We start from the raw sequence: 15,115 nt of genomic DNA, 5'->3' as shown, positions 1-15,115 counted from the left end.
ATGTATTGGGGGGTTACAAGTATTATTATATACAAATGCTTCTAAAAGTCTGCCCAAACATTTTTTTATTTTAAAAATTTTATTGTGCAAAACAGAGAGCGGCGTTTTTTGAAATTATTCAAAAAACGCCGTTTTTGTGCAACATGTACAATTTTTTATTGGTTTTCAATCAATTTGTTCGTGTTACTATTGTCTATATTGTTGAAGGCTCTGCGTTTGCAGCAGAGTTTGCATTTGGTACATCTTCAAACAATGCTTCAAATTCAGCCCGGTCAATTCTCTCTTTCTCGAGAAGAAGAGTTGCACATTTATGAAGGATGTCTTCATGTGCTTCAAGGATTGCTCTGGCATCTGCGTAACATTCATCGATGATGCGCTTAACTTCCTTATCGATTGCTCCCGCAACCTTCTCACTGTAATTCTTCGCGTGACCAAGATCACGTCCAAGGAACACTTCTTCCTGATCATCGCTTTCATAATTGATCAGTCCAAGCTTCTCAGACATACCGTACTTGGTAACCATTGCTCTGGCATACTGGCTTGCCTGTTTGATATCCTGCGAAGCACCTGTTGTAATATCCTCAAGGATCAGTTCTTCCGCGATACGTCCGCCAAGGCTTACCTTGATATCCTCTAACATCTTTGCCTTTGTCATGAATACGTTGTCATTTTCAGGAAGCGGCATCGTATATCCACCTGCACCGGTTCCGGTCGGGATGATAGATACGGTATAAACCGGTCCCACATGAGGAAGCAGATGAAACAGGATCGCATGACCGGATTCATGATAAGCGGTGATTCTGCGCTCGCTCTCCGGTACCAGACGACTCTTCTTCTCTCCACCGATCCCTACTTTGATAAATGATTTATCTACATCTTCTTTTACAATATAAGCACGGTTATCCTTCGCTGCACAAATCGCAGCTTCGTTCATCAGGTTCTCCAAATCAGCACCTGCAAAACCTGCCGTTGTTCTTGCAATATCATTCAGATTTACATCTTCTGCAAGTGGCTTATTCTTTGTATGAACCTTCAGGATCTCTTCTCTGCCCTTGACATCCGGACGATTTACGAATACCTTACGGTCAAAACGACCCGGTCTTAAGATCGCATGGTCAAGAATATCCACACGGTTGGTTGCTGCAAGAACGATAATTCCTTCATTTACACCAAAACCATCCATCTCAACAAGTAACTGGTTCAAGGTCTGCTCTCTCTCATCATGTCCACCGCCAAGTCCGGTACCACGCTGTCTTGCAACAGCATCGATCTCATCGATGAAAATAATACATGGAGCATTCTTCTTTGCTTCGTCAAACAGATCTCTTACACGGGAAGCACCGACACCGACAAACATTTCCACGAAATCAGATCCCGAAATGCTGAAGAACGGTACCCCGGCTTCACCTGCAACCGCCTTTGCCATCAATGTCTTACCGGTTCCCGGAGGTCCTACTAACAGAACACCCTTAGGGATTCTGGCTCCAACCTTTACGAATCTTCCCGGATTCTTAAGGAAGCTGACGATCTCTTCCAGATCTTCTTTCTCCTCATCCAGTCCTGCTACATCCTTAAATGTAACCGTCTTTCCGATATCTTCATTCTTCTTGGCACGGCTCTTTCCGAAGTTCATCATCTGTCCGCCTGATCCACCACCCTGGATTCGTCCGATCATGAATGTCATGATAATGACCATAATGATCATAATGATCAGATATGGGATCCACATGCCAAGCATGCTTTCCTTCTGCACATCATACAGATTATACTTTGCCAGTTTTACCTGATCCTCTGCAGAAGCTGTCGCATTCTTCTTATCAACTGCTGCTTCATAGTCATTATAGATCTTAATAATCTCATTAACATCTGCCGCATAGAATGTAAGCTGTTTTCCGGAAACAAACTCCACATCCACGGTTGCTGTCGGCACATTTGTATTCTGTGTAATATCTACCGCTGCGATATTTCCCGCGTTCAGATCTGCCGAAAATTCCGTATAGCTGTAATTGGTCGCAACATTACTGCTGCCACCCAGCCATTTGTTGATCAGCAGGAATCCGACAATAAGGATGATCGCATAGATCACAACAGCACTTCTTGCTCTCTTCTTATTCATTGTCTACTCCTTCATCTTGGTCTGTCTTTTTATATAAACAGTCTGATATCTACTGTTCAATCACTCCGATATATGGAAGGTTCCTATACTTCTGTGCACAATCAAGTCCATATCCTACTACAAAACGATCCGGGATCGTAAATCCTGTCATATATAATTCAACCGGAATCACACGTCTCTCCGGCTTATCAAGCAGAGTTATTACCTGCATGCTCGCCGGCTTTCTGTTATTTAATAATTTGATCAGATACGACAGCGTTCTTCCTGAATCGAGAATATCTTCAACTACGATCACATCTTTTCCTTCTATTGATTCGTCCAGATCCTTATTCAGCTTCACAATTCCTGATGATTTCGTATCATCTCCATAACTGCTGACTGACATAAAATCCATGGTTACAGGAACCGTGATCTTCTTCGCCAGCTCACACATGAAGAATACACTTCCTTTTAATATTCCGATCAGATGAACGGTCTTTCCTGCATATGCTTTATCAATAGCTGCTGCCATCTCTGAGATTCTGTTATCTACTTCAGTTTCAGATATCATGACTTTAATCTGCTCTTTCATCTTCATTTTCTCCTTCTGGTATATATTCTAAACATATTACTCTTTTTGTATCAGGCCGTACCTTGTACTTCTCACTCAACCGGACGCCTACTGCCCAGATGATGTCATGTCCGGAAGCTACAAGCGGTATCTGCAAACGCTCTGCCACCGGTATCTTGCAGGATGAAAATAACCGGTTTATCTTCTTCGTTGAGCCGTCTGATGCGATCACCATATAGTCATTTTCCATATATTTCCTGATAGTAATGCCATTCTGTATTCTATCATAATCTGCAAACTTCGTATACTCTTTTTTTGTTAAATCTAAATGAACAGATTTCTCAAATATTTCAATCTTCATCCTTCCCATTCCGGGCAGGATATATTCACCTGCACCTTTTATAACTATCTCCTGCCAGTCGACATCGCGTGCGCCCTCTGCTGTTTTCTCAAAACACAGGTATCCATAATTCTGATATACCATTCCACCATGCGGAAGCATGATCCGGCTTCCCGCAGCTGCCTGATACAGCTTCTTCACTTCTCTTACATGGTTCTGACCGACATCCTTTCTTCCGCCGCTGACTCTGCCAATCAATTCTAAGATCACAAGATCCTCGATCAGTTCATCCTGTTCCCGTAGCTTCCTGATTTCCAATACATATGCATCTGTTTTTCCAGTCTGTTTCCGTATCTCCATATGTTCATCCAGAAAATATCCTACCTGCTTCGTCACATAGGTATCATACATAGCCGCATAGGCTGCTGCCTGACTGATATGTGCCGCTGCCTGTGTGTTTATCTCATTAAGTGCCGGAATCACCTGATTACGGATCTTATTTCTGGCATAATCATTTTCCAGATTTGTGGAATCCGTACAGTACTGTATCCCCTGCTGTTCCAGATAAGCCTCAATCTCCTGTCTGGTACATGAAAGTAACGGACGCACGATCCGGTCCCGCTTTACCGGTATTCCTGCCATTCCGGCGATCCCGGTTCCCCTTACCATATTGAGCAGTACTGTCTCTGCTACATCATTTTTGTTATGAGCAACTGCCACCTTATAATCAGTGATGCCATACTTGTCCGCTGCCCGGGCAAATGCCTCATACCGGGCATTTCTTCCCGCTTCTTCCTCCGTCAGCTTCTGTTCCTTTGCAAGCTGCGGCACATCGATATGGTAACAGTCACATGGTATTCCAAGCTTCTTACAATACTCTGCCACATAAGATTCATCTGCATCTGCCTCTGTTCCGCGGATCATATGGTTAACATGGACAGCATACAGCTTGAGATCCATTTTCTTCCGAAGCCCTGCCAGAACCGTCAGCAGACATATGGAATCCGCTCCGCCGGACACACCAACGATGCAGGCATCTCCTGCTTTAAGCAAATTTTTTTCTTTTATAAATTGATAAATCTGTTCTTCTAATGTATTTTCTGTCATCTGTTTTCCACACCTGTCCGTCTTCTATGATTCGGATATTCGATCATCTATATTCATTACCTGTATCTTTGTATGCATATTGTATATGCGTTTCTTTAAAATCCTACATCCACCGATATATGCAGCTTCGTTATTTTACATCTGTCATATACATTTCTTCGTTATCTTAATACAAGCCTGCTATAAATTTCAAGTAACAAACCGGAAAGTTTATGCTATTTCCAATTTTGCCACGATCACCGTCACATCATCCTCCAGTCTGCCTTCACAACGCAGAAGCACCTGTGAAATGATATACTCCAGCGTTTCCTTGCAGTCCTCCGTATCCAGATTCTCCAGGATCTCACGCATATCCTCTTCATCCCCAAATGCTCCATCACTCACCATCACCAGTCGATCCTCCGGTTCCAGCTCCTGATGGATCACATCACATTCTGCCTCCGGCAGAACTCCGATTGGAAGTGACGCCCCACAAAGAACCTCGATTCCCTCTGAATGTATAATATATGTCGGTGCTGCCCCCTGCTTATACTGTGTCAGCTCCCCGTTGTACAGGTCTACGATTCCCATATCAAAGGTTGTAAAACACCGTCCGCTGTTTTTTTCGGAAATGCAATTATTGGAAAATGCAATTCCATAAGAAGGATCAAAGCCAGCATCCAGCAGTTCTTCCATCGTGTCAATCATCAACGTACTCTCGCAGGATGCAAGGCTTCCGCTTCCCATCCCATCCGAGATCATCATTACAAGTCTGCCATCCTCATGCTCCTTCACCGAAAAATTGTCTCCCGATACATTGGAACCATATTTCTTGATCCTTCTGACAAAATAACTGCAGCGATACCTCGCACATTCCTCAAATGTGATCACACGGTCATTTTCAGATATGATCGCTGAAGTATCCTCGGATGCCCGGATTGGCTTATCAAAAACCTCTGAAAGAATGTCTGCTGCATCCTTTGACAACATGATTTTCTGATTCTTTGTTCTGGCTGTTATATAATATTGTACATGATCCATTTCATTCTTCATCGAAGAAAGGTGCGTCATGATCACCCCCTGTTCCAGAAAGCGCGTCCGCAACTGCTCCTCCCGGTTAAACGGAACCGGTTCTGTCGTTTCCAGATTATCGGAAAATCTTCCGATCATATCTCCGATCTCACCCAGATCTACCTTGGCAGCCGCCGGGCCACATCCGGCAAGCGTATATTCGATCCGTTTAAATGCCCCGGATAATTCCCGTATTTTCTCTGCCGTTATCCGGTTGATCTCCGTTGCTGTCTGAAAATTATACTGCGACTGGATCCAGCCATCCCTGACGGTAAGCATCCATTTTGGTGTCGCTGCAAATAACAGCACTGCACTGCCAGCACTTTTTATCCCCTCAGGTGTCAGAAAATATGGATCGTAAGTAAGTCCGATCAATATACATGCAAGCAGCACTGACACAATAGTGCCTGTTTTCTTCTTATCCGACAGTGCTCTGCCCGCAAGCACCAGGATCGCACAGATAAAAAAACTTCCGACAAATTCTGCTTGTCCGCTTTTGATCGCTGTGATCAGACCACATACACCCGTTACCGCCATTCCATATCCGGCTCCAAACCGATGCAACGTATACCAGGACAGATACAGACCGGTCATCAGCAGCCAGGTAACAACTCCGCCTATTTTATATGGCATTCCCCATATACATACTGTAACTACTATCAGTATTCCAAGCAATTCTTCATTATAATGATCCCGTTCCCTCTTATGCAGCAGGATAACCTCCAGACCTTTGCGGAATGCAGGAATCAATCCTGTCGAGATCACCGCCTCGCAGCCGGCAGCCGGCAGGGCATTCTGCACCGGTTCGACCATCAGACCACAGACCGTACTGATTCCAAAGACAAGTATGGCACATATGCCAGCCAGAATCCACCGGATATTGGTTCCATATGATTGTTTCACACCTTTTCGTTTTGTCTTTTTTCCACTTCTGTCTGTGTGTTCGGACAGATTTCTCCGAACTCCCTCCGTCAGGTTCAGACCGACCAGAACACCGATCAGTATCAAACTATATTTTAACAGAAAATATGTAACCGGAAGCTGCTGTTCCCCCATTACATACGGTCCCATCTGAAAAACGTTTCCTGCATTCCAACCGCCGATCCCATACATAACTGCTCCGCCAAAGAGCATAGCTGCAAACAACCCAAACGTACTTTGTCTGATGCTGTAAACCGCTGCCAGCATCGGAACCATAAACGGATGCATTCCAACAACCGCAGAATGGCCACACAGAAAGCCCAGCAGATACAACAAAACCCGATTCACCTTTTTTTCTTTCATATATATGTCCTCCCTTTTTGCCTTAAGTGTCAGACATTATACGGAGACTGAACGTAAAAAAAAAGCGAAAGCTGAAAACAGCTATCACTTTTCTTTGACTCTTTTTTATATTTCTTTCTTAATTCTGTGTTTATTCTTCAGGGCGAATCACTATTTCGTCAGGATATACCAGCCCAAGCTGATTTCTTGCAACATCCTCAACGTATTTCTTCGTCTTCATATAGTCTTCTTTTTCTTCCAGTTTCTTATGCTCGTTCTGTGCATCTTCAATCTGGGCAGTAATCTCTGCTGCCTGTACCTGCAGCTCTGCCTTCTTCTCCCTTAACTGAATCGACTTCACCAACACGACAACAACCAGTAAAAGAAGAGTGATCAGAATAATAGCGGTACTGATCTTCGATTGTTTTCTTCCGGTATTGCTTCTACCCATGGTCCATTTCCCCTGTTTCCTGCTTCTTTTCGAACAGACCTGTTCTGCTATAAAAACAGTTCTTTCGAAGTGTATTGACATAATTTTACCTTCTCGAACAAATTATGTCAACAAGCATTTTTGCCTTTAAAATCACTTTTCTCAACCCCATTTTTATCCCATACAATATGTAGTCCAGCAGTCTGGAAACAACCCAATTTATAGTAGCAAAATACACCCCGGCTCCCGAAAAAAATCCTAAAAAAATATACAGCCGAATCTCTCCGCTATTATAATAAAACATCACCAGAATAACCATTGCACATAATGCAAGCCAAAACGTCAGATCAAAAATACCGATCCAGACGTCATGCATCTTTATCGCTTTTTTCAAAGCATAAAAACAACTTATCAGAAAACCAATGATTACGCCGCATAGCACACATACGGCAAATGCGGTTGACTGTTGTTCCATCATTTCCGTCATTATTTAAACAACCTCTTAAGCGAAAATGTTCCGTCCTCTTTATCTGTCATATAACAAATACAGTCAACCTTTCCATTCATGTCAAGAACGCCCTTGTCAATATCCAGATTCGTCATATGCATATCTTTTCCGGTCAGCTTCATCTTTCCGGCCTTTGTGAGAAGATATACCAGATCCGGTTCAAACGAGATTACCTTTTCCACTCCGGTTATCTTTGCTTCCTTTCTGTCATCCATGATCAGTTTATGTCCATCGGAATTTCCTGTGCTCTGTACCTTCTCCATGTATTCCCCTTTTCCAAAAAGCCTTCAGAAGCTTTCTTAAGTCTGTTAGAACAGTATATGAAGCTTATACCTGCAGTAGAACCTATTCTCAATCCCATATCTCAACAAACAATTCTTCCAGCTTGCCGATATTGATCAGTTTTGACTGATTTTTATTTTTTGTTCTTTACCATCTCTTAGCCATAAATTTATATCCATTCGTATTTGTAAGAGTATAATTCCCCACATTTGCCACATACTAACTCTAAAGCTAAAACCTAGCAAAAAAGGATGTATTTTTATTACAACAAAAAATCATTCTTACAAAATATGGGTATTGGAGGAAAATTAAGTATGAGACCCACAGGAATTGTCAGACGTATCGACGATCTGGGCAGGATCGTTGTTCCGAAAGAGATCCGGCGTGTGCTTCGGATCCGGGAAGGTGATCCCCTTGAGATCTTTACCGGAAAAGACGGCGAAGTTATCATAAAAAAATATTCCCCGCTCGGCGAGCTCGGAACCTTTGCACAGCAATATGTAGATTCCATTTCACAGATCCTCGGCTGTCCGGTATGCGTCACTGACCGCGATCAGATCATTGCAGTAGCCGGCATGCCAAAGAAAGAGTTGGTCGGCAAATCCATCCACAAGGATCTGGAGGATGTCATCAATGACCGGGAAGCTGTAATTGCCCGCCGCGGTGATACAAAATATGTCAACATCACTTCCGATGACACTGACTATGCCGGACAGGTGATCCAGACGATCATCTGTGAAGGTGACGCGATCGGAGCGGTCATTGTATTGAGCAAAGATGACAAAATGCGTTTCGGGGAAACTGAACAGAAAACCGCGATCATTGCTGCTAATTTTCTCGGAAAACAGATGGAGAACTAATTCTATGTCATTTGCCTTGAGAAATGGCGAAAAATCAAGGTTTTTCAAGGCAAAATGGCGTTCTAACCTTGACAAATACTGGCATTTTAGGTATAAATATACATGTTGGGGCGTGATCTACGCCAGAAGTTATCCGGTTTAGCTCACCAGGATAATATATTATGAGTATTTTAGGAGGATTTTTTCGATGAACAAGACTGAATTAGTTGCTGCTATAGCAGAAAAGACAGAATTATCAAAGAAAGATGCTGAGAAGGCTTTAAAGGCTTTTACAGACGTTGTAGCTGAAGAATTAAAGAAGGGTGAGAAGGTTCAGTTAGTTGGTTTCGGTACATTCGAAGTTGCTGAAAGAGAAGCAAGAGAAGGTAGAAACCCAAGAACAGGCGAAACAATGACAATCGCTGCTTCTAAGTCTCCAAAATTCAAAGCTGGTAAGGCTTTAAAGGATTCACTTAACTAGTTTTTTATAGAACGAATCAAGTACTTAAGGGATGCTGCATCGTATAAATCAGCATCCCTTTTGCTTTTCTGTTTTCCAGAATAATCGGACTGCAGTCTTGTATGATATGATTATTTGCCGGAATAACCCGATTGTCTTCTGGCAATACTTCTGATAGATGCAAAAAACAGCGTACTGCCGGTTGTCCCTGCATACCTGTTATATGTATCAATTCATTAAATAAGCAGGAGGCAATAACTATGGTCTTAAAAGAAAAGGAAAAACAGGCGATCAAGGATCTTCAGACACTGGAACAGGCCTGCATTGACAAATACGACAAATATGCAGCCCAGGCAAAGGATCCTGTGTTACAGGAATTATTTACCACGCTGAAGGGAAATGAACAGAAGCACTATGACAGTCTGGAGCAGGTTCTGACTGGAACCGTACCAAGCTGCAACTGCAATGACAGTGATGGCAGAGACTACGACCCAAAAGCTACCTACAGTCAGCTCGGACAGTCTCAGGATAAGAAGGATGATGCCTTTCTTGCAACAGACTGTATCACCAGCGAAAAGCTCGCATCCTCTGAATATAACAGTGATGTATTCATATTTGGTGACAGTGCGATCCGTAAGCTTCTAGCTGACATCCAGGTCGAAGAGCAGAATCACGCCGAAATGCTCTTCAAATACAAAACAGTAAATGGAATGGCATAAGCCTTCCAACAAAATACTCTTACGACTATATGGAACACTATCATTTAAAATACAAAAGGAGATATACAAATGAGATTAGACAAATATTTAAAGGTTTCACGACTGATCAAAAGAAGAACCATCGCAAATGAAGCCTGCGACGCCGGACGTGTTATGATAAACGACAAGGTTGCCAAGCATCCACTGATGTGAAGGTAGGCGACGTTATCGAGATTAGCTTCGGCAACAAAACCGTCAAAGTCGAGGTAACGATGATTGCCGACTCCACTAAAAAAGAGGATGCCAAAGAAATGTTCCGCTATTTGTAATGTCTTTCATGACGATATAAAGTCTGCATACCCGGTTGCTATATAAACACATGACTCATTTCGTTTCTACTCGATACACTCGTCCATTTGTCAGCAGTCGCCCAAACTCACCCTTACGGGTTCAGACATGGGCTTGGTGCTGACAGCTAGAGTGTATCTCATCACGAAACTACATGAATGTCATTGTTTATTATATAGCAGCCAGATACGCAGACTTTATATCTGTATGCAAGACAAAAACAGGTGGACTATCTACAATAGCCTGACTATACATTGACATTAGCGAGAATTTCGTAATGAGATGCACAGTGCCAGTAAATACGGGTGCCCGTTTGAGTCCGAAGGACGAGTTGGCACAGGAGTATTTACGAATCAGGCATGTGCAGCGAATAGAAATCGCAGCGAGTCAATTATGGTCAGGCTATTAGAGATAATCCACCTGTTTTGTCCGCCTAGTTTGAGGTCTTGATTTCGAGTTCCGGCATAGTGGAGGCAACCTTGGTGTTTGCAGGGATGGACTTCGTCACGAAAGTATTTCCCGCTACTACGGAATTTGCACCAATAATGGTCTCGCCACCAAGAATGGTTGTGTTCGCATAGATAACTACATTGTCCTCTATAGTTGGATGACGTTTGACACCGGACAACTGCTGGCCCTTTCTGGTCGACAGCGCACCAAGGGTAACCCCCTGATAGATTTTTACATTATTTCCAATATCGGTTGTTTCACCGATAACGATTCCGGTTCCATGGTCAATAAAGAAATATTCACCAATATTGGCACCCGGATTGATATCAATTCCTGTCTCACCATGTGCATATTCTGTCATGATCCTTGGAATAAACGGCACCTTCATCTGATAGAGCACATGTGCATATCGGTATACAAATATCGCAAATAACCCCGGATAGGAGAAGATGATCTCTTCACGGCTGTTTGCGGCCGGATCTCCGTTATATTCTGCTTCTACGTCTTTGCAAAGAAGTGCCTGAACCTCCGGTATACAACGGATAAAGCCCAGAGCTTTCTCCTGTGCTTCCTCTGTAATCTCCTGATAGCTCTTAGCATCATTTTTATAGCTCAATGCCACCTTGATCTGACGGAATAATTTATCATATATCAATGACAGCTTATGCCCTGCAAAATACTCCTTATTAGCATATGCCATATTCTCTCTCCCGAAGAAACCCGGAAATGTTACTTTCCGCAATTCATCCACAAAATCAATGATCTCATCCTTTTGCGGAAGTCGCTCTCCGAGTGACAGATCAAATAATTTCTGCTCCGAATAATTCTTATTTAATGCCTCAGCCATTTCTGCAACGACTGCTTTTACATCATTTTCAAATTCCATTCCAGTCTTACTCCATTTCGTTTCCTAATATCAATATATGCAGCGTAATATCATATGTCCTGTAAAACATCATCCATCTCTAACTGCATATAGCATTAGTATAACATCTCAATAGAAAATGTAAATAATAGTTTTTTCATTACACTTCAACAGAAAATACAAATACTGTTTTTTCGGTTTCTTGCTATTTTCTGTCATAATCATATCCTGGATGAACCCTGTTCTTACTCTTCAGTTTAGTTATGATCAGAGCAAGCGTCTGCATTTTAACCGGCTTCTCAACCTGACCGGACATACCTGTTATAGCTGCCATCCGCATAGCCTCTGGTGTTGCGTGATAAGTCATTGCCAGAATCGGTATCGTTTTTGCCTGCGGATGATCCATCAGCCGGATTCTTCTGGCTGCCTGATAGCCATCCATATCCGGCATATCAGCGTCCATCAATATATACTGGAACTTTTCATGCTTTGAACGTTTAAACATCTTCAATGCCTGCTCTCCGCTCTTTGCTATGGTACATTCCGCTCCTCTTTTGGTCAATGCCTCCTGCAAAAGCAGTCCTTCCATATCATTATCATCGACCAGCAGAAAACGTTCGCCTACGAATGCGACCCTTGGAAGTGCTTCACGGATCTGTCTTTCTTTTTCCCGTTCTTCCTCCGCCGCTCTTTCAGCCGCTTCCTCTTCGGTTTCTTCTTCCAAAGCCCCTTCCTGTGCTAACCGGTACTCCCGGACGGTTTCCTCCATCACTGCATTCATACGCCGCAACTGTACATTATTTTCCCGGTGCATATCAGCCGTCTGTCGCTCATATTCATACCAGGTCCTCATATGGATCGCTCCGACCGTACCTACTGCCAGCACTAACATGATACATGCAATGATCACAACCGTAACCATCCATGAACGTGACACCTTCTTCTGATAATCCGTCAATACACTCTGTACCACTGCACACGGCGCCTGAAATACGAGAAAGAACTCCGTTCCTTCTAATGGCTGGTAATAGAAATATTCTGCATTTTTTCCTTTATATAGGGTAACACAATTCTGTCTGCCTTCGCTGAAATCCTCTGTGATCTGTGCATATTGTTCCTCTCCGATCACCGACTCATCCAGATAGTGATCAAGGATATTATAATTGCGCACAATACCCTCGTTATTATCCAGATCCGCATATGTTACCATGCTGTCTGCATTTGTCACATAGAGTTTTGCCTGTCCCCCGTATGCGGAATCAATAAACAGATCATTTACCCTATTTGTATTATAAATAAACGCTATGACTTCATATTCATTTTCATTTACATAGAACGCTTCATATTTTTTTGCTACAACAAATATTTCTTCTCCGTTTCTCCAGGTACAATATTGGACAGACTGACCGCCAACATCAAACAGAGTGCCCTTTGTATCACCCAAATCCAATGTTCCTGTTTTGCCATCATCACAGATATATTTTCCGGTATGATCAACGAATACGATATCCCGTACAGAATCATTCTCCATAGCTATAAAATAATCTTCATAATCTGCCAGTACAACAGACCTCGTTTTGCCATCAAACAGATAGTTCTCAAGACGTTCTGTTTCTTCATACATTGAATTAATCTGCATTTGATAGGAATGTTCTACCTGTTCCATCATTGCTGCGATCGTATTCTTACTGGATATATCAACATATTGTTCAAATTTGGAAAATACATTCCCACCCCAGATAATAAGCGCTATCAGAATAGCACTAAATAGAAATAATAGAAATGCAACTTTTTTATCCCGTTGCGTTCTGACATATGTTATCTTACTCATACGTTTATAGTCTCACCTTCGAGACCGTCCCCCCTTTTTCTTTTTTCCGTTTTTCGAAAGACCTTATCTGGTTTTCTTCCATCAAGATCTCTCTAGCATTGCAATTACTATAACCGATATTTCGACATTGTGCAACTATTTCTTTTTTCAGTTAGAATTCATTCACTATATTTCGACATAAGCAACAGAGAAAAGCACCCTGATATGCATTTCTGCATACCAGAGTGCCTGACCTTTACTTGTTGTTTTTATAGATTCGTTTTATTTACGATCTGCACGATCATTTTTCTTTTTTACAACAATCACTGTTACAACTCCTGCTGCACTGAGCATAAACAGGATTACAAGTGGCATAAGTGGAGCATCATCGCCGGTTTTTGGTGTATCCGGTGGAGTGGAAGGTTTGTCTTCCGTTGTCGTGATCTCCGTAGTGTCTTCTGTCTCAGTTGTATCTTCTGTTTCAGTTGTGACCTCTGTTGTATCTTCCGTTGTGGTTGTAATCTCTGTTGTATCTTCCGTTGTAGTTGTAACTTCTGTCGTATTCTCTGTTGTAGTTGTCTTATCATATGTATCGACAAATGCAACATTTACTGTTTCATCTACAACTACTGTTGCTTCTGCTGACTTACCATCTTCTGAAGGCCTGTTCCTACTACGTATTTGATGCTGCTTGTTTCATATCCATCAATATCATACTGTATTTCTTCAATGGTATAAGTTCCAGCCGGCTTATCCAGTTCTAATGTATATTTCTTTGTCGATACATCATACTGGAAATCGGTCAGTGCATATGTCTCGGAATTACCCGCTTCGTCTGTAATCTTGAACTTGATCACATTTTCAGCTTCTGCCTTATCGACATCACCAACAACGGTCTTTGTTAATACAAGTTTACCCCTTGTGCTGGTTCTTGTATTTGTAATTGTAATCTCACCTGTTGCAGGATCTGTTGTTATGCTGTCGGTATATTCCTTAGGTACATTTACTTCCTTGACCGTATACTGGATTAATCCGTTTGCATCATATTTCGGAAGATTATCCCAAGTCTTTGTCCAACCATTGCTTTCATCAAGCTGTACCGGAATTCCTGATATAGTTGTTCCGGCATAAAGCTGTACCGTTACAAATCCAGGTCTCTTATTGGCCTTGTTGTTATTATCGTTCCATGCTTTCTTAACAGTTACGGATGTGGTCAGATATGTATATGTATTTGTTACGGTTGCATTGACAACTGTATCCTTTGTTACATTTACATCACCTTCGCCACTGACTGTCAGATCATAATTCGTAATTGCTGTTCCGGTTGGAGCTTCGCTTACGTTGTATGTGCCTACCGGGATGTCATTGATTGTTACGCTTCCGTTTGCCGGCACGCTGATTCCTGTCTTGGTTGCTGTTATGCTTCCATCCTCTTTGACATATTCTCCACTTGCGTTTGTTACGTAGATCATGAATGTCTTGCTGGAATCAAAGGTATATCCCGCAACTGCTTTTGCTACAGTTAAGCTTCCCTTATCCTGGGTATAAGTGTTCGTTACAGTTGCGGTTGCTGTCGCATCCTTGGTGACGGTGACATTACCTTCCCCACTGACTGCTAAGCCATAGTTTGCAACTGCTGTTCCGGTTTGCTCTTCGCTTACGTTATATGTGCCTACCGGGATGTCATTGATCGTTACGTTTCCGTTTGCCGGTACGCTGATTCCTGTCTTGGTTGCGCTTATGCTTCCATCTGCAAGAACATATTCACCACTTGCGTTTGTTACATAAATTGTAAAGTTCTTACCTGCTGCTCCAAAGTCATATCCTACAACTGCCTTGGCTACCGTCAGGCTTCCCTTATCCTGTGTATAAGTGTTCGTTACGGTTGCTGTTGCTGTCGCATCCTTGGTGACGGTGACATTACCTTCCCCACTGACTGCTAAGCCATAGTTTGCAACTGCTGTTCCGGTTTGCTCTTCGCTTACGTTATATGTGCCTA

At 42.5% G+C, this 15,115-nt stretch carries 14 protein-coding genes and 1 pseudogene; 5 read left to right on the top strand and 10 right to left on the bottom strand.

From position 1 onward, the window contains the following. Positions 1-193: 193 nt before the first annotated feature. The 7 genes from ftsH to DXA07_RS02060 form a co-directional block, all read right to left on the bottom strand. Positions 194-2,116 carry an ATP-dependent zinc metalloprotease FtsH gene (ftsH, locus tag DXA07_RS02090; RefSeq protein WP_118483167.1) on the bottom strand — a complete coding sequence of 641 codons (1,923 nt, stop codon included), beginning with the start codon at positions 2,114-2,116 and terminating at the stop codon, positions 194-196. 49 nt (positions 2,117-2,165) lie between these two features. Further along, the gene (gene hpt / locus DXA07_RS02085) at positions 2,166-2,687 is read right to left on the bottom strand and encodes a hypoxanthine phosphoribosyltransferase (RefSeq protein WP_117808150.1); all 522 of its coding nucleotides are present in this window, start codon (positions 2,685-2,687) and stop codon (positions 2,166-2,168) included. Beyond that, positions 2,671-4,113, bottom strand: coding sequence for a tRNA lysidine(34) synthetase TilS (gene tilS, locus DXA07_RS02080; RefSeq protein WP_118483165.1), 1,443 nt, complete (start codon positions 4,111-4,113; stop codon positions 2,671-2,673). Before tilS ends, hpt begins: the two co-directional genes overlap by 17 nt. Before the next feature lie 210 nt (positions 4,114-4,323). Continuing rightward, positions 4,324-6,447, bottom strand: a complete 2,124-nt coding sequence (locus DXA07_RS02075) for a SpoIIE family protein phosphatase (RefSeq protein ID WP_118483163.1) — start codon at positions 6,445-6,447, stop codon at positions 4,324-4,326. A 130-nt stretch (positions 6,448-6,577) separates the two neighbouring features. Continuing rightward, on the bottom strand, positions 6,578-6,877 hold the full coding sequence (locus DXA07_RS02070) for a septum formation initiator family protein (protein ID WP_117808147.1): 300 nt from the start codon (positions 6,875-6,877) through the stop codon (positions 6,578-6,580). A gap of 85 nt (positions 6,878-6,962) precedes the next feature. After that, on the bottom strand, positions 6,963-7,343 hold the full coding sequence (yabQ, locus tag DXA07_RS02065; protein ID WP_117822302.1) for a spore cortex biosynthesis protein YabQ: 381 nt from the start codon (positions 7,341-7,343) through the stop codon (positions 6,963-6,965). After that, on the bottom strand, positions 7,343-7,627 hold the full coding sequence (locus DXA07_RS02060) for a YabP/YqfC family sporulation protein (protein ID WP_117808145.1): 285 nt from the start codon (positions 7,625-7,627) through the stop codon (positions 7,343-7,345). The genes yabQ and DXA07_RS02060 overlap by 1 nt, the downstream gene beginning before the upstream one ends. A 333-nt stretch (positions 7,628-7,960) precedes the next feature. Between DXA07_RS02060 and spoVT the strand changes: the two genes are divergently transcribed. From spoVT to DXA07_RS02040, 5 genes and pseudogenes are all read left to right on the top strand, one after another. Further along, on the top strand, positions 7,961-8,506 hold the full coding sequence (spoVT, locus tag DXA07_RS02055; RefSeq protein ID WP_021943528.1) for a stage V sporulation protein T: 546 nt from the start codon (positions 7,961-7,963) through the stop codon (positions 8,504-8,506). 4 nt (positions 8,507-8,510) lie between these two features. Further along, the gene (locus DXA07_RS12975; protein ID WP_182427487.1) at positions 8,511-8,648 is read left to right on the top strand and encodes a hypothetical protein; all 138 of its coding nucleotides are present in this window, start codon (positions 8,511-8,513) and stop codon (positions 8,646-8,648) included. Positions 8,649-8,693: 45 nt separating this feature from the next. After that, positions 8,694-8,966: an HU family DNA-binding protein gene (locus DXA07_RS02050; protein ID WP_117808144.1), complete on the top strand. Its 273-nt coding sequence runs from the start codon at positions 8,694-8,696 to the stop codon at positions 8,964-8,966. A gap of 239 nt (positions 8,967-9,205) precedes the next feature. Continuing rightward, positions 9,206-9,664, top strand: coding sequence for a ferritin-like domain-containing protein (locus tag DXA07_RS02045; RefSeq protein WP_117808143.1), 459 nt, complete (start codon positions 9,206-9,208; stop codon positions 9,662-9,664). A 69-nt stretch (positions 9,665-9,733) separates the two neighbouring features. Further along, a pseudogene (locus DXA07_RS02040) lies at positions 9,734-9,972 on the top strand (RNA-binding S4 domain-containing protein). 452 nt (positions 9,973-10,424) lie between these two features. Here DXA07_RS02040 and epsC read toward each other — a convergent pair. The 3 genes from epsC to DXA07_RS12970 all read right to left on the bottom strand — a co-directional run. Further along, entirely contained in the window at positions 10,425-11,327 is a 903-nt protein-coding gene (gene epsC, locus DXA07_RS02035; RefSeq protein ID WP_118483161.1) for a serine O-acetyltransferase EpsC, read from the bottom strand. 184 nt (positions 11,328-11,511) lie between these two features. Further along, entirely contained in the window at positions 11,512-13,137 is a 1,626-nt protein-coding gene (locus DXA07_RS02030) for a response regulator (protein WP_117822305.1), read from the bottom strand. Between the two features lie 605 nt (positions 13,138-13,742). Then, the coding region (locus DXA07_RS12970; protein ID WP_118483158.1) for a Cna B-type domain-containing protein at positions 13,743-15,115 on the bottom strand (1,373 nt) is incomplete at its 5' end.

Source organism: Clostridium sp. AM54-37XD (genome assembly GCF_003478225.1).
Classification (GTDB): Bacteria; Bacillota; Clostridia; order Lachnospirales; family Lachnospiraceae; genus Coprococcus; species Coprococcus ammoniilyticus.
The sequence above is the reverse complement of the archived record's forward strand: the minus strand, read 5'-3'. Positions and strand labels throughout refer to the sequence as shown.

Excerpts from the sequence above, each read along its gene's own strand:
- spoVT (WP_021943528.1), top strand. The coding sequence starts at position 7,961 with ATGAGACCCACAGGAATTGTCAGACGTATCGACGATCTGGGCAGGATC.
- tilS (WP_118483165.1), bottom strand. The coding sequence starts at position 4,113 with ATGACAGAAAATACATTAGAAGAACAGATTTATCAATTTATAAAAGAA.
- yabQ (WP_117822302.1), bottom strand. The coding sequence starts at position 7,343 with ATGACGGAAATGATGGAACAACAGTCAACCGCATTTGCCGTATGTGTG.
- DXA07_RS02050 (WP_117808144.1), top strand. The coding sequence starts at position 8,694 with ATGAACAAGACTGAATTAGTTGCTGCTATAGCAGAAAAGACAGAATTA.
- DXA07_RS02045 (WP_117808143.1), top strand. The coding sequence starts at position 9,206 with ATGGTCTTAAAAGAAAAGGAAAAACAGGCGATCAAGGATCTTCAGACA.
- DXA07_RS02070 (WP_117808147.1), bottom strand. The coding sequence starts at position 6,877 with ATGGGTAGAAGCAATACCGGAAGAAAACAATCGAAGATCAGTACCGCT.
- DXA07_RS02060 (WP_117808145.1), bottom strand. The coding sequence starts at position 7,627 with ATGGAGAAGGTACAGAGCACAGGAAATTCCGATGGACATAAACTGATC.
- hpt (WP_117808150.1), bottom strand. The coding sequence starts at position 2,687 with ATGAAAGAGCAGATTAAAGTCATGATATCTGAAACTGAAGTAGATAAC.
- DXA07_RS02030 (WP_117822305.1), bottom strand. The coding sequence starts at position 13,137 with ATGAGTAAGATAACATATGTCAGAACGCAACGGGATAAAAAAGTTGCA.
- ftsH (WP_118483167.1), bottom strand. The coding sequence starts at position 2,116 with ATGAATAAGAAGAGAGCAAGAAGTGCTGTTGTGATCTATGCGATCATC.
- epsC (WP_118483161.1), bottom strand. The coding sequence starts at position 11,327 with ATGGAATTTGAAAATGATGTAAAAGCAGTCGTTGCAGAAATGGCTGAG.
- DXA07_RS02075 (WP_118483163.1), bottom strand. The coding sequence starts at position 6,447 with ATGAAAGAAAAAAAGGTGAATCGGGTTTTGTTGTATCTGCTGGGCTTT.
- DXA07_RS12975 (WP_182427487.1), top strand. The coding sequence starts at position 8,511 with ATGTCATTTGCCTTGAGAAATGGCGAAAAATCAAGGTTTTTCAAGGCA.